The organism is Psychrobacter sp. L7, from assembly GCF_002810365.1.
Classification (GTDB): domain Bacteria; phylum Pseudomonadota; class Gammaproteobacteria; order Pseudomonadales; family Moraxellaceae; genus Psychrobacter; species Psychrobacter celer.
On sequence record NZ_NEXR01000003.1, the window covers coordinates 279304 to 299180 of the forward strand.

At 47.3% G+C, this 19877-nt stretch carries 17 protein-coding genes; 8 read left to right on the top strand and 9 right to left on the bottom strand.

Going from position 1 to position 19877, the window contains the following annotated elements:
- Position 1: 1 nt before the first annotated feature.
- The 6 genes from CAP50_RS04900 to ccoN all read right to left on the bottom strand — a co-directional run bounded on the left by CAP50_RS04900 (position 2) and on the right by ccoN (position 6183).
- A complete protein-coding gene (locus CAP50_RS04900; protein WP_075101081.1) occupies positions 2-583 on the bottom strand; it encodes a FixH family protein in 582 nt (193 codons plus the stop codon).
- A gap of 338 nt (positions 584-921) precedes the next feature.
- Positions 922-2331: a cytochrome c oxidase accessory protein CcoG gene (gene ccoG / locus CAP50_RS04905; protein ID WP_100749227.1), complete on the bottom strand. Its 1410-nt coding sequence runs from the start codon at positions 2329-2331 to the stop codon at positions 922-924.
- Between the two features lie 407 nt (positions 2332-2738).
- Entirely contained in the window at positions 2739-3875 is a 1137-nt protein-coding gene (gene ccoP / locus CAP50_RS04910; RefSeq protein ID WP_075101083.1) for a cytochrome-c oxidase, cbb3-type subunit III, read from the bottom strand.
- Entirely contained in the window at positions 3872-4054 is a 183-nt protein-coding gene (locus CAP50_RS04915) for a CcoQ/FixQ family Cbb3-type cytochrome c oxidase assembly chaperone (RefSeq protein ID WP_075101084.1), read from the bottom strand. The genes ccoP and CAP50_RS04915 overlap by 4 nt, the downstream gene beginning before the upstream one ends.
- Positions 4054-4692: a cytochrome-c oxidase, cbb3-type subunit II gene (gene ccoO / locus CAP50_RS04920; protein ID WP_075101085.1), complete on the bottom strand. Its 639-nt coding sequence runs from the start codon at positions 4690-4692 to the stop codon at positions 4054-4056. The genes CAP50_RS04915 and ccoO overlap by 1 nt, the downstream gene beginning before the upstream one ends.
- Positions 4693-4701: 9 nt before the next feature.
- Positions 4702-6183 carry a cytochrome-c oxidase, cbb3-type subunit I gene (ccoN, locus tag CAP50_RS04925; protein WP_075101086.1) on the bottom strand — a complete coding sequence of 494 codons (1482 nt, stop codon included), beginning with the start codon at positions 6181-6183 and terminating at the stop codon, positions 4702-4704.
- Between the two features lie 874 nt (positions 6184-7057).
- Here ccoN and CAP50_RS04930 point away from each other — a divergent pair.
- Complete coding sequence (locus CAP50_RS04930) at positions 7058-7447, top strand: SCP2 sterol-binding domain-containing protein (RefSeq protein WP_100749228.1); 390 nt, start codon at positions 7058-7060, stop codon at positions 7445-7447.
- Between the two features lie 175 nt (positions 7448-7622).
- On the opposite strand, the gene CAP50_RS04935 is transcribed toward CAP50_RS04930, so the two are convergent.
- Positions 7623-8594, bottom strand: a complete 972-nt coding sequence (locus tag CAP50_RS04935) for a hypothetical protein (protein WP_075101088.1) — start codon at positions 8592-8594, stop codon at positions 7623-7625.
- Positions 8595-9047: 453 nt separating this feature from the next.
- Here CAP50_RS04935 and CAP50_RS04940 point away from each other — a divergent pair, with 453 nt between their 5' ends.
- The 3 genes from CAP50_RS04940 (at position 9048) to CAP50_RS04950 (ending at position 11420) form a co-directional block, all read left to right on the top strand.
- Positions 9048-10283 (top strand): lipoprotein-releasing ABC transporter permease subunit, encoded by a 1236-nt coding sequence (locus CAP50_RS04940; protein ID WP_075101089.1) that lies wholly within the window; start codon positions 9048-9050, stop codon positions 10281-10283.
- Between the two features lie 58 nt (positions 10284-10341).
- Complete coding sequence (gene lolD / locus CAP50_RS04945) at positions 10342-11022, top strand: lipoprotein-releasing ABC transporter ATP-binding protein LolD (protein WP_075101090.1); 681 nt, start codon at positions 10342-10344, stop codon at positions 11020-11022.
- 80 nt (positions 11023-11102) lie between these two features.
- Entirely contained in the window at positions 11103-11420 is a 318-nt protein-coding gene (locus CAP50_RS04950) for a hypothetical protein (RefSeq protein ID WP_075101091.1), read from the top strand.
- A gap of 73 nt (positions 11421-11493) precedes the next feature.
- Here CAP50_RS04950 and CAP50_RS04955 read toward each other — a convergent pair whose 3' ends face one another.
- Positions 11494-12075 carry a DUF2062 domain-containing protein gene (locus tag CAP50_RS04955; protein WP_241900650.1) on the bottom strand — a complete coding sequence of 194 codons (582 nt, stop codon included), beginning with the start codon at positions 12073-12075 and terminating at the stop codon, positions 11494-11496.
- Between the two features lie 236 nt (positions 12076-12311).
- Here CAP50_RS04955 and CAP50_RS04960 point away from each other — a divergent pair, with 236 nt between their 5' ends.
- The 4 genes from CAP50_RS04960 (at position 12312) to CAP50_RS04975 (ending at position 18698) form a co-directional block, all read left to right on the top strand.
- A complete protein-coding gene (locus CAP50_RS04960) occupies positions 12312-15302 on the top strand; it encodes a ComEC/Rec2 family competence protein (RefSeq protein ID WP_241900651.1) in 2991 nt (996 codons plus the stop codon).
- Positions 15303-15557: 255 nt separating this feature from the next.
- Positions 15558-16613, top strand: coding sequence for a signal peptide peptidase SppA (sppA, locus tag CAP50_RS04965; protein WP_075101094.1), 1056 nt, complete (start codon positions 15558-15560; stop codon positions 16611-16613).
- 160 nt (positions 16614-16773) lie between these two features.
- The gene (locus tag CAP50_RS04970) at positions 16774-17679 is read left to right on the top strand and encodes an alpha/beta fold hydrolase (RefSeq protein ID WP_100749229.1); all 906 of its coding nucleotides are present in this window, start codon (positions 16774-16776) and stop codon (positions 17677-17679) included.
- Between the two features lie 224 nt (positions 17680-17903).
- The gene (locus CAP50_RS04975) at positions 17904-18698 is read left to right on the top strand and encodes a CPBP family intramembrane glutamic endopeptidase (protein WP_241900652.1); all 795 of its coding nucleotides are present in this window, start codon (positions 17904-17906) and stop codon (positions 18696-18698) included.
- 90 nt (positions 18699-18788) lie between these two features.
- Here the strand turns inward: CAP50_RS04975 and dusA are convergent, their stop codons facing one another.
- A complete protein-coding gene (dusA, locus tag CAP50_RS04980) occupies positions 18789-19760 on the bottom strand; it encodes a tRNA dihydrouridine(20/20a) synthase DusA (protein ID WP_100749230.1) in 972 nt (323 codons plus the stop codon).
- Positions 19761-19877 lie beyond the last annotated feature (117 nt).

The following is a 19877-nucleotide window of genomic DNA, read 5'->3' on the forward strand; positions in this document are numbered from 1 at the left end:
GTTAGCTTTCTGAAAAGACGGGTAGCGGCTCAAAGCTTACCTCGGAGCGCGGTAGCCGTGCCACATCTTGCATACGCCAGTCATCCTTACCATCATTACTCACTTGTAGATAGTATTTGGCTTTTACAGGATCGATATCGACATGAGCACGGTATTTATTGCCTTCTTCGTGCTGGAGCACCACATCGCGATCTTTTTTGATATCGGTGGCATGAGAGATAGACAGCGCCAGCGTCTCAGGATAGGTGAGAGGTGTGCCGTTTAGGAGCTTGCCCGTCTGTAAGCTTTGTTCAGGATAGTTTAAATAAAACACAATATCGCCATTATCAGCAAACTGCATTTTGCCATGCAAGTCCAAATCATGCGTGAGCTTATCACGAGAGATATCATGATAGAGGGTCTTGCCATCCATATACCAGTCGTCACGTACCACACTGTCACGGATTTGGTAGGAGTAATACACAAACCAGATGCATGCGATCACGACCAGCGCTGGCATGCCAATCACAAAGATGACGACCATGTAGTTTTTATACCATGGCTGCGTATCTTGATGCTTAAAGTTTGGTGCTGGAGTAGACATAAAATACCTATTAATCAGATAACGGTTTAGCAGATATCATATCACTAGATACCGTAAACGCTATCACTGGATAATCTAATGGCACACTGCTGCCAAGTGATAAATGAGTCATCCGCCAATCGCTAACCAAACCAATTGTGAGCGACTAACGGATGAGCGTTATAAAAATAGCCGGACCAAACACGGCATCTTGGTACTTTTGAGCACCGAGCCTTGACTCTCAGTGCTTTGCAACATAAAAGCTTTTAAACCTAAACACTTTTAAATGTAAGTGCTTTTAAGCGTCAGCGCTTTCAAATATAAGTGCTTTGAAAAACCAAAGCCTTTAAAGCCAGTATTTACTGACCTTGAGTGGTAAAGATGTTTTGTTTGCTTACCTGATATTTGCCATCTTCGCTGGTCACGGTCAACGTCACTGGTGTTTGACCAAATTCGATCACATCTGGATCGCCATAGATGCTCAGTGGCATATCAAAGCTTTCGCCTGCTTCTAAAGGCACATCGTTAAATCGTAGCGCTAAGCTCAGTCCTTCTTGTGGCACCAAGGCGATCTTATAAGTGTGCGGCTCTTGGGTCTTATTGGTCAGTTTGATGATATAGCTGTTTTCGATCATACCCTGACTATTGATAGAGGACAGCTGGTTGCGGTCACGGCGAATATCAAGCTCTAATGGCACGCGGCCTGTGAGCGCATATAGCACACCGCCGCACAGTATCGTCAGCAATGCCAGATAAGCAAATAGGCGCGGGCGCAGTACACGGCTTGGCTCTTTTTCGGCCAATTGACGCTCGGTCGTATAGCGAATCAAGCCACGTGGGTAGCCCACTTTGTCCATGATCTCATTACAGGCATCGACACAAGCGGCGCACTGAATACAAGCGACTTGCAAACCATCACGAATATCGATACCGGTTGGGCACACCTGCACACACATTTGACACTCAATACAGTCGCCCAAGTCATCAGGGTTGGTGCCTTTTTTGCGAGGGCCACGCGGCTCACCGCGCTCATAATCGTAGGAAACAATGAGCGTGTCTTTATCAAACATCACACTTTGAAAGCGGCCGTAAGGGCATATCTGGATACACATCTGCTCACGCATATAACCGGCATTGGCATAAGTGGCAAAGGTAAAGATAAACATCGAAACCCATACCCACGTTGGCCAATCAGGCACAGGGACAATCCCTATCATCTGCCAGCTTTGATATAGATAATCAGTACCCGCGACATAACTGACAAAGGTCGCCGCTGTAATCACAGAAAACACAAACCAAATAAAATAAACCAACGCTCGCTTAAATGCTTTTTTTGCGCTCATCGGTTCTTTATCAAACTTGATGCGTTTATTACGATCGCCGATTACCCATTTCTCGACATACTGATAAAGGTGTGTCCAAATCGTTTGCGGGCAGGCATAACCACACCAGACGCGGCCCGCATAGACGGTCACCATAAAGAGGGTAAAGGCGGCGATGATGGCGAATGCTGCCACAAAATAAAAATCTTGGGTCAAAAACGTCATGCCAAAGATATAATAGTGCTGTGAGGGGACATCAAACCATATCGCCTGCCTACCGTTGTATCGCAGCCATGGCAATAACAAAAACGCCGCCAGTAGTGCATACATCGTGATGACACGAATATTTTGGTAAAAACCTGTGACAAACCTAGGGTGGACGCGATGCTTGGTGGCGTCGAGGTCTACTTGTTGTACAGGGATCTTATTGGGTTGTTGTGCTGACATAAACGTGCCTCTTTAAAAAAAGAATCAGTCTGCTGGCATGATGAACAAACACCTTGGATAATAAGATGTATGAGTGTGCGATGTTATCAATGTCAGTGGGTAGAGGGCAAGACAATCACCTAATCGATGCCAAGCCAACTACCAAATGATCGATGGTCAATAGCTAAGAGTCGATAGGCAATACGGCATTCGGGCAAGTCATCAATATCTCTGCCTATCAAATATATATTTTAGCATTCTCCCTACTATAAATGGGGTGATAATCCTAAAAAGCAATCTACTGATACCTAATATAGGTGTCTATATATAAAATATATATAAAAAAGGGAGAACTGCAATGACAGTCCTCCCTTTCTGGTAAATCCATTAAACAGTCTCAGCAATTGGCTGATTCATAACGATTAAAATCAGTTAGCAGTAGCTTCTGCTGGCGCTTCAGTCGTCGCAGTTGCTGTAGCAGCTTTGGCTGAATTAACAGGCTTGTCTGATAAAGAGTAGACATACGCGGCAAGCAGCATGATACGCTCATTACCCAATTTTGTCTGCCACTCAGGCATCACACCAGCACGGCCATAACGTAAGGTCTCGCGGATGCTTTCACGATCGCCGCCATAGAGCCAGATATCGTCTGTCAGGTTTGGCGCACCAGTAGAAATCATACCTTTAGCGTCGTCACCATGACAAAGCACACAGTTGGTCGGCTCGTTGAAGATGACCTCACCTTGTGCCACTTTAGTCTGATCTAGATCATAACCTTGTTGGTTACCAGAGATCGATAGGACATACTCAGAGACTGCACGTACGCCATCTTCACCGATCTGATCACGCCATGCTGCCATGCCACCAACCCGACCATTATGCAGGGTCGTTAGGATGTTTTCAGGCGCACCACCATATAACCAATCGTTATCGGTGAGGTTTGGATAGCCCAAAGCGCCCTTGGCATTAGAGCCGTGACAAACCGCACAGTTTTGTAAAAACAAACGGCTACCCACTTTCAATGCATTTGGGTTTTCAGAAAGCTTTTCGACATATGGCGCCAGCTCTGCAACTTTTTGGTCGATCTGAGTTTGCAGGTCAGCTGGTGGGTTGTCGCTACGACGCATGGTCGCTTGCATATCAGCCAATGTCGCTAGCGTCGCTGTTGCACCGCTGGCATCTGCTTTTGCCAAGATATTTTTTTCAAAGTTGTCTGTAAATACTTTGTTGTTGCTCTCAAGCTCACTATATAGCTCGTTTTTAGAGGTCCAAGGCACAGTTTCGCCATCGACTTCTACCGTGGCAAGACCATCCCATTTCGATGGGAAAATTGCTGGAAAAAATATCCAATAAGCAATTGCCCATACGATTGAACCAAAGAATATGACCAACCACCATTTAGGTAAGGGCTTGTCGTATTCTTTAATACCGTCATATGCGTGGCCTGTCGTACCATCGTCTTCTAGTTCTGGCTTGTACTTCAATACCATTAGCAAGACACCGAGGATAGCAGCCCAACACATGATACTTAGTATGGTAATCCAAGAACTCCAAAAAAATGTCATCGTTTATCCTTATTGCGCTGCTCTTCAGACAGAGACTTTACATCCTCGTCATCAAGCGCAAGTTGTGCATCTTCTTCGAAGCGTTTTTTGTTTTTTGGCGAATACGCCCACCATGCAACACCTACGAAGGCAACAAAGGCAGAAACGGTCGCAATTGTTTGTAATTCACCAATACCCATTAGCGCTGTCCTTCCATCGCGGTGCCTAGTTGTTGTAAGTAGGCAACCAAAGCATCAAGCTCAGTGGCACCAAGAACAGCATCTGGCGCGCCTTCGATGTCTTCTTCAGTGTAAGGCACACCGAAGCGATCGCGGAATAAACGCATTTTAGCTTGAACATTTGCACCGTTTACTTCATTGGTTGCAAGCCATGGGAAACCAGGCATGACTGACTCTGGTACCAATGAGCGCGGTGCGATTAAGTGCTGTTTTTGCCAGTCTTCAGAGTAGCGTCCACCAACACGTGCCAAATCAGGTCCAGTACGTTTTGAACCCCATAAGAATGGATGGTCCCACGTTGACTCAGCAGCGCGTGAATACGGTCCATAACGCTCAACCTCGGCACGTAGTGGGCGCACCATTTGGGTATGACAGACGTGACAGCCTTCACGGATATAGATATCGCGACCTTCAAACTCTAGTGCCGTCCACGGCTCCATAGCGGGAAGGGGAGCGTTAACCCCACCTTCCTCAGGACCCTTGTTATCATAAATCAGTGGTACGATTTCAACTAGCGTTGCAAAGCTAATAGCAATAACGATACCGATGACCAACAAGCCTGTATTTTTTTCGATAATTTCATGCGGTGTACCAGCCATGATCGCTCCTTATACGTTAGCTGTCGATGGTTTTTCGACACTAGGTTCATGATCCGTTGGATCCGCGACATCTACAGGCTTACCTTCTGGCATCTTGAGTGTTTTATAGCAGTTATATGCCATAACAAACATACCCGATACATATAAGAAGCCACCAAAAGCACGACCGATATACGGGAAGTGTGAGAACTCAACCGTATCAACGAAACTATATACCAAAGTACCGTCAGGGTTGGTCGCCAGCCACATCATGCCTTGGCCAATACCTGAGATCCACATAGATACGATGTAGAAGATTGTTCCAGCAGTTGCCAGCCAAAAGTGCGTGGTAATTAAGCTGATAGAGTACATTTTTGGTTTGTTATAGATACGTGGTAACAGTACATATAGCGAACCAATGGTAATCATACCAACCCAGCCAAGCGCGCCTGAGTGTACGTGGCCGACTGTCCAGTCAGTGTTGTGTGATAGTGCGTTCACCGTCTTAATAGACATCATTGGGCCTTCGAACGTCGACATCGCGTAGAACGACAATGCCACAATCATAAAGCGAATGATCGGGTCGGTACGCAGCTTATCCCAACTACCTGATAGCGTGAGTACACCGTTAATCATACCACCCCAAGATGGCGCAAATAGGATGATAGAGAACACCATAGCAAGAGACTGCGTCCAATCAGGAAGCGCTGAATAATGCAAATGGTGACCACCAGCCCACATGTATGACGCAATCAATGCCCAAAAGTGAACGATAGACAAACGGTAAGAATAAATAGGACGACCAATCTGTACCGGAACGAAATAATACATCATCCCAAGGAACGCTGCCGTTAGGTAAAACCCTACCGCGTTGTGTCCGTACCACCACTGCACCATGGCATCGGTTGCACCGCCAAATAGCGAGTAAGACTTAAACGCACTAACAGGAATCGCCATACTGTTTACGAGATGCAGTAAAGCAATCGTAATAATGAAAGCACCGAAAAACCAGTTAGCCACATAGATATGTGAGGTTTTGCGTTTGATTAGCGTACCAAAGAACACAATGGCATAAGATATCCATACCAAAGCGATCAAAATATCGATAGGCCACTCAAGTTCTGCGTACTCTTTAGTAGAGGTCAAACCTAATGGTAGGGTAATAACCGCTGAGACGATAACCGCTTGCCAACCCCAAAAGGTAAACCACGCTAAATAAGGCGCAAATAGTCTCGTCTTACAGGTACGCTGCACCACATAATAAGAAGTTGCGAACAGGGCAGAGCCACCGAACGCAAAAATGACCGCGTTAGTATGTAGCGGTCTTAAACGACTAAACGTCAGCCATGGAATGTCAAAGTTGAGTGCTGGCCATGCTAACTGTGAAGCAATGAACACACCAATACTCATGCCGACGATGCCCCATATCACGGCCATTATCGTAAAGAATCTTACGATAGTAATTTCGTACTCACGGTCCACTGGGGCGACTGCTGTGTTTTGTAAACTCATTGGATGATTCCTTTACAGCCCGAATTATCAACAGAATTAACTAACGCTCCGCACCATCTAGAGCTATCTCTTAGATGATCTTAGCGGTACATGCTGTTTTTGGTCTGCCTATTATCCTTAGATTATCACCTATCTGTCTAAGCTTGCGCTTAATAGCAGCGGGTGTTAAAGACCAAAGCGTATTGACGCCAAAGGTATGTAGCTGCTCGATAGTAGGATTGTCAACAATCTGTCAAAATGAATAAGCAGATGCGCCGTTTTGAGCATCAAACATCTAATGAGGCAAAGTATTTATCTTAATTATTACTAAAAACGCTGTACCAATGAAGATAGATACCAATATCCATAAGGTCCTAAAACCTACTGACCGTAGATGTATGCTAGCGGCGGCTGACAAAAAAACATGTTTAGGTAATGTTTAGTTAAAACTCCCGACTCTGTTTAAGGGTATTGTAACGCAATCCTAATCAAATATCATCACACTCATGCGCCAAAATACAAACTCTTTGGTAAAAATCTGAGCAAACAGCGGAAAATCACTGTGTCATTTGTGCATTTTATACCCAGTTTTACGACGATTCTAGAGAGCGTCTGCGACAAAAAATGCGGTGAATGACAGGAAAAAAACATCAACGATATCGCCGCAATTATCTTGTATCAAACCCACGATAGTTGCGACCATGCGATTTGAAGTGGGCAATATTTTTGTAACAATCTCGTCATATGCTGTCTAAATAGGTTTTACTTATCCGCCGCTCGGCCCTTATAATGTGGCTGAACACAATCGATAACCGCGCACCTTTGGTCGCCTAATCTAAGGTGTGCCCTCGTTATTGGTACGAGGCGCGTCTTAATAACAATTAAGGATAATAATATGGCAGTTTTTTTGACAGATAAATGGTTTGAGCAAGTAGAGCAAATGAGCAACGACGCGGGTGAGTTAAATCTGCCGCCTGCCTTGGCAAATATGGTGGTCAATCTAAAAGTGTCTGATGCTGAGCAAGATATCGAGGCCAATTTTGCCAATGGCCTACTGCACCGCGGCCTAAATGAGTCGGCGACAACGACCTTGCTGTTGGATCGTGATATTTTACAATCTATCATCACCGATTTTAATACCAATGAAATCATGGGGGCGTTTATGGCAGGCAAGATTCGTGTCGAAGGCGATATGTCACAGCTGATGGCTGTGCAGACCGCGCGTCCAAGTGCTGAGCAAAAAGAGCTGTATAATCGTATCAAGTCTATGACGACGATGGCGTAGATCTTATATTGAGTGGTTTGTACTCAAGCCATTGATATACAATTCACTCAGATATACAAAAGCCCCTAATTATTTAGGGGCTTTTTATTTGCTCAAACATTCAACTGTCATAACAGCGGGACAATCATCTGTTTATCGGACTACTGTCTTGTTTCATTAGGTTGTATCAATTTTATCAGCTGGCTTTAGACTGCGCCGACGCTTGCTGGTTTTCTTTATAGATGGCGGCTTGGAGCCAAACGTTTGCTTGCACATAGTCGTGAACAGCGATCGTGGCAGTCTCAGGGGTGTTGAGGGCAGCGATACGCACGACGAATGGGTCGGCATCTTGCTCACGCAGTATCACTACATCAAACAACAAAATGGATTTATCATTAAAAGTCGTTTCTTGCTTGCCGAGCACTTGACCTTGGCACCATGCCTCGTCCTCTTGGCCTAAGGTATCGCCAAATAAATACGCGCACATATGACCGAGGTTGATTTCGACAGGCGCCATCTGCTCTTTGGTCTCAGGTTGCCAGTTGCTGATTTGCTCTTGTAGGTCATCTGGGATTTGGCCGTCATTGGCAGCGACGATGTCATTAAAAGCACGGTGATAACGAATCGATTCTTGATCCTCTACCATCACCACTTCGTTTTGTTCGCTTAGCTGGATTTCGTGCGCCCATGCGCTAAAATTGACAAAATAACTGGTGTCTTGCTGATATAAATGGCGATTGGTGGTATAAAGTTGGTCAAAGGCATAAATGATACTGCCATCAGCCGTGCGTAAGCGCAAAACGGCGTCGTGCGAGTGATCGTTGGCAATGATACGCTCGATTTTACAATGCAGCCCGTATGGGCTATCGACGCAGGGGTAGGCGTTGATAAAGCATTCAGGCTTGCCATCTTTCATGGCCAGTACTTGATTGATGTGGCAAGGCTGGTCTTCTGAGAGCAGCAGACAGCTGTCTTTGGCACTGATGTTGTTGTTTAGGCCTTTGGGCATCGCCGCATGTTCGATCATCTTCTGTAGCCACTCTGGGACGTCGTTGCTCATATCGTCTGTCAGAATACGCCAATGATCGGCATGGCCGGCTGATTGCTCGTCGCTCAAAGCGACTTTGGTGGGGGACTGGATGTTTTTATATTGGTAGTTGATGGTCATGAGATACTCAAAATTAAGTCAGCGTGGGGTTTGGACCTAAAGTGACGGGCTTATATACCAATGTATCATATCAAAATTGGGTGATGATAAGCTGCGACGTTTTAGCGAGAGGTCAACAAACCGCAATGAATGAGGGGTTAATGACAATTGTCTTTGGCATATAATATATAGGTATTGCCGCAAGCAATAGCAAGCCCCTCATAAAAAATAATAACAAAAGTGAGTTTTTTCGCAAAAAAAATGGGCAGTTTGTGCGAATGACTGGCACATATAAGACAAATTGTGTCAAACTAGCTCCCTTTTGACGGCTGCGTTTGGCTCGTCTGAAACCCTATTTTTGTGTTTGATTTATATGTGGGTATGGTCAGTGTTCTTAGAGAATAGAGCGCTGCGCCGCCACTTGTTTTTATAACATATATAGAGTCGCACGTAGATAAGATAAAGAGTTTGAATATGTTTCGTCCTTTAGCGTTATTTATCGGCTTACGTTACACCCGCGCAGAGCGTAGTAATCGCTTCATCTCCTTTATATCGCTGATATCCATGATTGGTTTGACGCTTGGCGTTGCGGTATTGATCACAGTGCTTTCGGTGATGAATGGCTTTGATCGTGAGCTTAAGACCCGTATTTTGGGTATGGTGCCGCAAGCCACGGTGGTGTCATCAGAGATTATTAGTGACTGGCAGGATCTGGCTTCTCAGATCAAAGAAGACCCTGAGGTCGCAGCAGTTGCGCCATTTATCCAGTTACAGGGGATGCTGACCTCAAACGGCCAAGTCGCGGGTATCATGGTCACAGGTGTCGAGCCTGAATACGAAAAAGACGTCTCTATCATCAATGAGCATATGGTTGAAGGCAGTATTGACACCTTACAAAGCGGCGAGTTTAATATCGTGTTGGGTGAGGAGATGGTGCAATCGCTCGGGCTGCAGCTGGGTGATAAAGTCACGCTGGTCTTGCCAGAAGCCTCTCCGTCGCCTGCTGGTGTGATTCCGCGGTTTAAGCGCTTTACCTTGACGGGGATATTTACCATCAGTCCAGAGGTCGACAGTCTGATGGCGTTTATCCCAATGGGCGATGGCGCCAAACTGCTGCGTCTGCCAGAGGGCGCTCAGGGCGTGCGCATGAAGCTCGATGACATCTTTGCTGCCCCAATGGCAGCAGAAAAAGCGGCGGCCATCGCCCCTGAAAGGCTCTATCCCAGTGACTGGACACAGACGCATGGTAACTTGTTTGGTGCCATCCAGATGGAAAAAGCCATGGTCGGTTTGCTGCTGTTTTTGATCATCTTGGTCGCCGCGTTTAATATCGTTTCAAGCCTTGTGATGCTCGTCACTGACAAAAAAGCCGACATCGCGATTTTAAAGACTTTTGGCGCGTCACCACGTCTGATTACGCAGGTCTTTATGGTACAAGGTGTGGTGATCGGCTTTATCGGTACCATTGCTGGGACGGTATTGGGTATTATATTTGCACTGACGGTCAGTGATATCTTGGGCTTTATCAATCAAAGCTTTGGGCTAAATCTATTTGATGCCTACTTTATCAATTACTTACCATCGCAGCTGCGTTTGACGGATGTGCTATTGATTACTACGGCCTCGTTTGTGCTGAGCTTTTTGGCCACTATTTATCCAGCACGCCGCGCCGCTAAGATACAACCAGCGCAAACGCTGCGTTATGAGTGATAAACTTACCCAACTGTGCACGATACAAAACCAATAGCAATAAAATAAAGGAAATACCATGTCTGCCATCTTAGAGGCAAAAAACATCAATAAAATATATGATGAAGGGGCGGTCAGTACGCAGGTATTGACAGGTCTGGATTTGACCGTCAATGCAGGCGAGCGTATCGCCATCGTTGGCACCAGTGGCTCAGGAAAAAGCACGTTGCTTCACTTACTGGGCGGTCTTGATACACCAACCAGTGGTGAGGTTTGGCTACATGGTAAGTTGCTCAATAGCATGAATGAGACTGAGCGCGGGGCGATGCGTAATGAGTATTTGGGATTTATTTACCAGTTTCATCACTTGTTGGCAGAGTTTACCGCGGTCGAAAACGTCGCTATGCCGCTGCTAATGCGCCCAAAAGTATCGACGACTGATGCTCGAGATCAAGCCATTGCGATACTAAAGAGTGTCGGTTTGGAGCACCGTTTGACGCACAGACCAGGTGAGCTATCAGGCGGTGAGCGTCAGCGAGTGGCGATTGCGCGTGCGCTGGTCACCAAGCCCTCACTGATCTTAGCCGATGAGCCAACGGGTAACTTGGACTATGACAACGCTCAGAGTATATTTGGGTTATTATCAGAGTTACAAAACACCATGCAAACGGCACTACTAATGGTGACTCATGATCGCAGCCTAGCGGCACTGGCAGATCGTCAACTGCTACTACGTAACGGTCATTGGGAAGCCTACTAACGCCCTAGACAAGCTGATACAAAACCCCAATCACAAGCTGATCACTGACAGCGTTGCTTATAGTTAAAAAGGTGACTATGATGAATAAAGATGACGACCCAATCGCCGCGTTTGGTAGTGCCGAAGAAGGCAATGAGCCGTTGCAGCCGTATATCGATCCGGCGCTGTTTGATACCTTAGACAGACGAGCGCAAATAGAGATACTCACACCAATCTTTGATGCGATTACCATCGCAGGCGTGGACTACGACCTAAAGGTACAAGACAGCGCCACAGGCAAGCGCTATGTACTGCTCAATGATGACAAAGTGATTGAGGTCTTTGTCATGGACAGTAATCTGACCGACAAGGTCAAAAACGCCATCGATGCGCACAAAGCGCGTGAAGGCGAGCTATAGCGCGATGGGCTTGCGAATGGGCTTGTTTTCGCGGTATTAGTAATAATAGAAGGACGGCATGACAGAGGCCGTATTAGGGTTTGTCATAAGGCGATTGGTCTGAGGCGTCTTGTTGCCGCTTTTGCCAACTAACGACGGTTTTGTAGCGCCAAATAGCCTTGAACGCCAGACCGCAAATAAGACTACTAACCACGGCCAATATCGTCAGGCCAAGACAAAAAGCGGTCAGTGATACCGTGCCTTTATAAGTGATAAAGGGGTTGGCACCGTCTGATAACGCCCATAAACTAAAATCAGCAATCATCCGACCGATCAGTCGCAGGCTGATCATGGGCACATCGATGATTTTGGCACCGATATAGTAGCCTGCATAAAATATCGGTAGGCTGGTCACAGGGTTGGTAATCCAAGTCAGGCCAAGCGCCATAGGGACGTTGGCACGAAAAATAAGCGAGCCGAGCAAGGCCAGCAGCATTTGCCCTGGCAAGGGAAAAAATGCACTGAGTACACCGATATAGACCGCCTTGTTTAAGCTATGGCGGTTAAAATGCCATAGGCGTGCGTCAGCCAGCTGCGGGGCAAACAGTTTTAAGGTACGGCTTTCTAGGATTTTTTCTGGTGTAGGGAGCAGGTCTTTGAGACGTTTTTGGGGCACAGGATCGCCTTTCATCGTTAACGACAGTCCGCTCAAGCGCATTGATGGACTGAGATAAAGTAGTATTAATAATAAAAATCAGGCTAAAAGTTTTATTAGAATATAAAGGCTAACAATGTGAGATCATCCTTAGCGCAATATAGTCAATTAGTATAGGGTAATAGTCGTATAAATGCTATTGCATGACGTGTCAGTCGTGATGGGTTTATGATCAAATCCTTGAGCAAGGAGTGCTGGTGTATTGGTTGGTAGGTGGTTTGATTATCGTCGTGATGATGGGAGTGCTGGCCGTTGCAGATAGTATGCCAAGCGTCTCATCACTGGTTGATACCATTAGTCCTTCAGTATTAGCCCTCATACTAGTGGTAATGAGCCTTGCGCTTATTATGCTCTCTCGCCTTTATACACCTGCCACTCCAGCCGCGCAATTAACGTCATTTTCTTCTCAGACCTCCTCGCAGTCACCTGTTATTGAGTTATCCATTACCAAACGCCTTTTGCTCATTGCCCGTCATATAGTGGTCGTGATACTGGCAGCGGGGCTAATAGGGGTTAGCGCGTTACAAGCACTGGTCAGTCACCAGCAAGCGGAGTCAAGCAAAATCACTGAGCCACTACGCGTGCAAGCATTGGTGACAATCGAAGGTATCAGTGATAGTGTTTTGGATGCAGCTGCAGACACTGGCTATCGGCAGGTGGCAATCATCACCCACCTCTCGCCTTTGGTCTCTGAGCTGACACCGCAAGATTTGGATAATATCACCGCCAGCCACTTAGCAGGTATACAATCAAATAACAATGAAAATAGCCTAAGTATTAACAGCAATTCAATCAATCTTGATACGCTGCACACCGATAGGCATCGCATATTGCTCAGTGCTTATCCTCAAGCTTCGCGTCAGCCTAAGGCGGCCAAGCAGTTTGCCAATCTCGCTCAGCTAAAACCAGGGGAGACGCGGTGGATGAGCTTGGCGCTGTCTCCATTGGCGACGGCCGAGCAGGCAACCAGTAGCCCCTCTGGCTTTGACAGCTATCGCTGGTTGCGTGGTCGTCATATCGATGGAGTGGCGCGTGTATTGGCGACAGCGACGCAGTCTGTCAGTACTGCTGATACAGAGCGGCTTGTAGCATCATCTTCTCTCTCTCATCTGTCGCGCGTGCGTATGTATATCGATCGCGGACGTTGGCAGCTGCGCCAGCATTTCTATCAAGGCTGGCATGTGCTTACTGGCGATGAGCAACAAGCAAAGGCGGTTACGCTCAGCTTACTGACAGGGGATAGGAGTCTTATCAATCGCGAGACCAAAGAGCTATACCAGCTGGCGGGCATCTCGCATTTACTGGCGATATCAGGCACCCACGTTTTGTTTTTGGCCATTGTATTGGCAGGTGCAGCGGTGATGATGGTCAATCAGTTATATCCCGCCTTGTATCGTCACGTACCGCGCTGGCAAGTGCGCTGGTGGGTGATGATTGGCGCTGCTTTTGTTTATGCGCTATTTACTGGGTTTGATGTGCCTGCTGCTCGTACCGCCTGGATGCTATTTGCTATAGGACTGATGCGCCTGAGCTTATTGCCTATTAGTACCATGCGGGTATTACTAGCGCTGGCTGTTCTTATGGCGTGGCGCGATCCTTATGTATTATGGCAGGCAGGCTACTGGTTATCCTTTGTCGCAGTGGCGCTATTACTTAAGTATGAAGACAGATCACATCACCATCATACATTGGTCAGCACGCAGACAAACATATCATCGGCGCATCAGGATAAGGCTAGCGGCAGGCTATGGCTGCGGCAAGGATGGGGCGTAGCCAAACGCGTCTTTAAGTTACAGTTTTGGTTGTTTATTGCTTTATTGCCCATCACATTGCTACTCTTTGGCAAGGCCTCATTATGGGGTCTTATCATCAATATATTTGCCATCGGTTTATTCGGCTGGGGCATTGTACCGCTGAATTTATTGGCAGGCTTGATTTATCTGTTATCACCGACGCTGGCAGATGAGCTATGGACGTTTGTCACCGCCATTATCCTGAGTTTGCATCAGCTAATCGGTTGGTTGACGACATTGCCTGCATTGTCTGCCGCGTGGTTGTACACACCCATCAACATGGCTATCGTGCTGATGATGGTATTGGTGATACTGCCTTGGCTGTTGCCACGAGGGTTCATCAGTCGCGGGTTAGCATTGCCGCCTTTGATGCTGCTCATGATGACGGTTTATGCCAATCAGCAATCATTAATGGCTGTGCCGACGCTTTATCTATTGCCGACTGGCGATCAGTATATAAGCGCCAGCGTGCTGCAATACCCCATGACGGATGACAGTGGGGAGAGTGGTGAAGATGAAGTCAGTTGGTTGTTTTTGGCAGATCACAGACCAAGTGATGCACCGACCATGCCAAGTAGGCTTACCGCAGAGGCATTGTCTGCCACTGTGGCGCAGCAGCTGGGTAGCTTATCAATACAGCGCTTGCACGGTGTCGTGGTACAAAGTAGCAGCGCCGCTTTGGGTCAAAGACAAATCAATGAAAATCCGCCAAAGGCCTTGCAGGCTTCTGCCTCTGCGTTGTTGCCTCTGACAGTGCTGCAGCTAACGCAGCATTTACCGACTTATCAGTACTGGCAAGCAGGGCGTATCGATCGATGGCCAGCCTTGCAAGCCGCTTATCAAGTCACTCATCCCGCCGCGGCAAAGTCTTCTATCAGTGCGCAGCGCTGTGAGGAGGGCAAAACATGGCAATCGGCCAACAAGGAGCTGTCCATCACCGCGATGACAGGTTGGCGTCAGATAGAGGACGCTAGCGTGTGGGACTGTACGATAGCGATCGATCTTAGCGGTATAAAGAGTAGCCGTATGCCAATACAAGTGCTTAGGTATAACGCGGCTGCACCGCTCAAATCTTCTGCCGCTAGCGTGCAAGCATTTCTTGATCGATTAGCGGCTCAGCCATCTGACTCATCACCGCCGCAGCGCCATACACCGCCTGAACGCATCATCTTAAATGCCGATAGCCATGCACGAGTCTGGCAGTTATGGTCGCTGATGTGTACAGATGAGCGCGCAATGTCGGCACAGAGTAGGTGGCTCGGTCACAGCACGTCGTCTGTCACCGCCGATGTACTAGAGCGCCAGCGTGTCGGGGTAGTTATCACGCATGATGATAAAATATTGTCAGCTGCACTGCCCTTAGAGACAAGAGAGACAAGTATGGCGTCACCCTAATAAAGATACCGCCATAAAAACAAGGTTTGGCTGATCAGTGTTACAATATAGTGATATTTCACCGTTATACTATATTTCACCGTTATACTATATTTCACAGTTATGCTATTGAACCATGCTAAAAATAGCACCATACTTAGCAGCACTATTCACAGCTAATATCAATGGATGACATCATGGGCAAAGTATCGCGGCCCATGTGTGCTTATATGCTGTTTTTTATCGTTTTAGATTGTTTCTGACTTAGGAAGTTATATGCCCAATTGGCCACCAGACCCTAACAAACGTCCTGATAATACCCCAAATCAGCCAACGCCAATACAGCAGCCAAGCCAACCAAGCGGGCAAGAATGGCGACTACTAGAAAATACTTTGTTGGCCAGTGTGGTCGAGCAGCGCCGCGCCCGTCGTTGGGGGATTTTCTTTAAACTATTAACCTTTGGCTATATTTTACTGATATTTTTGACCTTGGGCCGTGGTTGCAGCAGCAAAGCGCCAACGGGGCTCGAAGGTGTCGATACCAGTAAGCCGCATCTGGCTGTGGTCGAGCTACAAGGGGTCATTAGTAGTGGCGATGTGGCCAACGCGTATGACGTCAATGAAGCCCTGACCCGCGCCTTTGAAAACAGCAATGCCAAAGCGGTCGCCTTAGACATCAACTCGCCTGGTGGATCGCCCGTACAGTCTGATGAGATTTGGCAGACGATGATGAACTTGCGTCAAGAATATCCAGACAAAAAGCTCTATGCCGTCATCGGTGATGTCGGTGCCTCAGGCGCTTATTATATCGCGTCTGCTGCTGATGAGATTTATGTCAATCCGTCAAGCCTCGTCGGCTCTATCGGGGTGATTATGCCAAGCTATAATATCGAAGGCTTGATGGATAAGTTTGGTGTCGAAGACCGTACCATCACCGCAGGCGAGTACAAAGATATTTTAAGCTTGTCACGCCCACTGACCGACTATGAAGAAAATCATGTCGAAAAAGTACTGGCCAACACTCATAAGCACTTTATCAACGCTGTAAAAGAAGGCCGCGGTGACCGTCTAAAAAACCCTGAACAAAACAAGCTATTTTCAGGCCTTTTTTGGACAGGTGAGCAGTCCATTGAGCTGGGTTTGGCAGATAAAAAAGGCAGCATCGCCAGCTTAGAGAAGCAGCTAGAGCTAGACAATGTCGTCAACTATAGCCCAACCGATCCGTTCCAGCTATTTATGGACCGCTTTGCTGTTAAGTTGGGCGCTGGCGTGGGTTCGAGCATCGGCCTCGATGTGTTGCCACAATCAGAGGGCAACGCGCAGATGCGCTAAGTACTGTATGTTTTCATACTATTGTGTATGATGGTTGAGGCTGGGCGTATGCTCAGCCTCATTGGTATGTCACATTCATTATCTGTCATACCAATGATAAATCATATAAATAATCTAAACCACATTGTCACATTTGATCAGGATCTGATGAGAGCTTGTTATGAATGATGAAGTCGAATTGCAGACCTTTAGCGCCGCACTGCCCATCTCAAAAATAACCCAGAAGCCTGTGCTGCATTTTGCCCATGCCAATGGTATGCCAAGCGCGGTTTATCAGCCGTTTTTTGAGCATTTATCTGAGTTTTTTACCATTGAGTATATCGCTAGACTGGGCGATACTCCTGGCTATCCGGTGGATAATCATTGGCGCAGTCTGACGCAGCAGGTTATTGATAGCATAAAAAACGCGTGTGACAAGCATGGCGTGACTCAAGTGGTGGCAGTGGGTCACTCGCTTGGCGCGATGTGTACCTTGCAGGCGCTGTACCGTGCGCCTGAGCACTTTGCCCAAGCGGTGCTGATGGATCCGCCATGGATTTATGGCAAAACCAGTCTACTTTGGCATATGGCCAAAACAATAGACAAACTGCCGCTGATGAATAACCGCCTAATGGACGCATTGTCGCCTTCTGGAATATCGAAACGTCGCCGTGATGTTTGGGACAGCCGAGAGGAAGCCTACGAAAAAATGCGTCATAAAGGTTTTTTTAAGAATTTTGATGAGCGCAGCTTTCAGGGCTATATCGAGCATGGCTTGCACGAGCGCGCCGATGGCAAGGTGACACTGGCCATCCCCAAAGCCAGTGAGGTGGCGGTGTTTCGTACCAATCCTTCTTGGTATTGGCTGACGCCCAATCGTGGCCCTAAGGTACCTGTGACGTTGATTATCGGCGAGGATAGCTTGTTTTTAAAGCGCCACTTCCCGCAGCAGGTTCAATCGCGGCTAGGCATTGCGTACCAGACCCATGCAGGCGGCCATATGTTCCCACTTGAGTACCCAGAGTCGGTCGCGCAGCACGTACTATCATTGATTGAGCAGCAACTAAAACCTAGCGGTGAACACTAACCACCTACATCGCCCACGGCGGCAGATACAGGCTATAGTCGATTCTGAATAAAGCAGATACATTATATGTCAACGTGGCACTGGTATAAATTTTCCTTGCGTGCTGTGCCTGCGCTGCTCGATGCTGCATAAAATTTATCCCAGTCCCACTGTATCGTTTTTATACTGAACTCACTATAGAAGCTCTAAATAGTTAGGCAGCTTGCTACTTTAAGTGACGATTTATGCAAAAAAACACGACCAGCGCCCATCAAACCTCTATCACAAAACACCCGCCGCTGTTTTCGCGTTTGGGCGCGTTTGTGCTGACGATAGGGATGGTGATGGCATTTTTTATCAGTCAGCTGTTAGGGGTTTATATCGCTGGTAAGTTGGTATTGCCTACTGGTAAAAGCGCCAGCATAGCCGATATTTTTTATTTTGGCAGTAATGATGGCACGGTCGTCAGCCTCTCTATCCTCATAGGCTGTGTCTTGCTAGTCGCTATGAGCGGTTTGCTGATTGGTATCAGGGGCGGCAACGTACGTCAGTATCTGGCACTAACACCGTTTTCACTCGCAGTCGGCATGGGTATGCTTGGGGTGTTATTGCTGTTTATGGTTGGCAGTCAGGCCTTGACGTATGTGTTGGGTGAGACGCCGCTGGTGTTTGTCGATCCGCTGTATCAGTCTGTCAGCTCGGTGTGGCTATTGGTGTTTGCGATGGTGATCGTCGCGCCTTTTTATGAGGAGCTGATATTTCGCGGGCTCCTGTGGTCGGCAATCGTTGAGCAGTTTACAGATACAGATAATTTATCACATTCATCGCCGCGCGGTGCAGTCGTTGCAAGCATCGTGACCAGTTTGATATTTGCGGTCATTCATGTGCAGTACGGCGTCTATGAGATCAGTACCATTGTGGTATTGGCATTGATATTTTGTTATGCGCGTTTTAAGTCAGGCTCGCTGCTGCTGCCGATACTACTACATATCATCAATAATGGCGCTGCTATGTGGCAGTATCTGGCGCAAGTGGCTTAAGTAGTAAATTATTAATTGCTAATTACTGCGCGAAACACCAAATTACTTAAGTTCATGTGGTGTCAATCCATGTGGTCTTAATCAGTACGGCTATACATCAGGATTGAGCGCCAACACCTCATCAGCTGCCCGCTTGACATCGTCGAGCGTTAGCTGCGGCTTGCCGCTTAAGGCTTGTCGCCATTTACGCGCGCCCATTAGCCCTTGAAATAAACCCAGATAATGCCGCGTCATCGTAGGCAGGGCTTCGCCTTTAGCGATTTGTGTTTCTAGATAGGGGAGGAGCTGCGCCAAAACCTCTGAGCGCTTGGGCGTAGGCGCACCCCACAGACGATTGGCCTCTGCCAGCAGGTAAGGGCTGTGATAAAACGCCCGCCCAATCATCACCCCATCGACGTGCTGCAAATGCGCCTCGATATCTTTGATGGTGTCGATACCACCATTGATCTCGATATCGAGCGTAGGGAAGTCTTGTTTGAGGCGGTACACATCGTCATAGCGCAGGGGCGGTATTTCACGGTTTTGTTTGGGGCTCAAGCCTTGTAGCCAAGCGGTACGTGCATGGACAATAAAGCGTGTACAACCAGCCGCTGCTACTGTCTCGACAAAGTCCACCATAAACTCATAACTGTCAAAATCATCAATACCGATACGGTGCTTGACGGTCACAGGAATATCAACCGCAGCCTGCATATGCTTGACCAAGTCAGCAACCGTCTCAGGCTCCGCCATCAGACAAGCGCCTATTTTATTGTGCTGCACACGATCGGATGGGCAGCCCACATTGATATTGACCTCATCATAGCCATACTGCTGGGCAAACTCAGCACACTGCGTCATCTCGCTATTGTCGGCGCCGCCCAGTTGCAACACCAATGGATGCTCAAGCGCATCAAAGCGCAGATGCCGATCGCGATTGCCATGGATTAATGCACCCGTGCTGATCATCTCAGTATAAAGATAAACATGCGGATTAAACAACCGCGCAAAGTAACGATAATCTGTCGTTGTCCAATCAATCATAGGGGCAACAGAGAGTCGTTTATTGCTCATATCAACCATAGGGGTGGGGCCTTAATAAAGAGTCGTTAAATGTGTAGGAGTGGCTAAATGTCTAAGCGTGGTTTGGTTTATGGGGGCTTAAGCACATAAAAAAAGTGTCATGCAGCTACCATGACA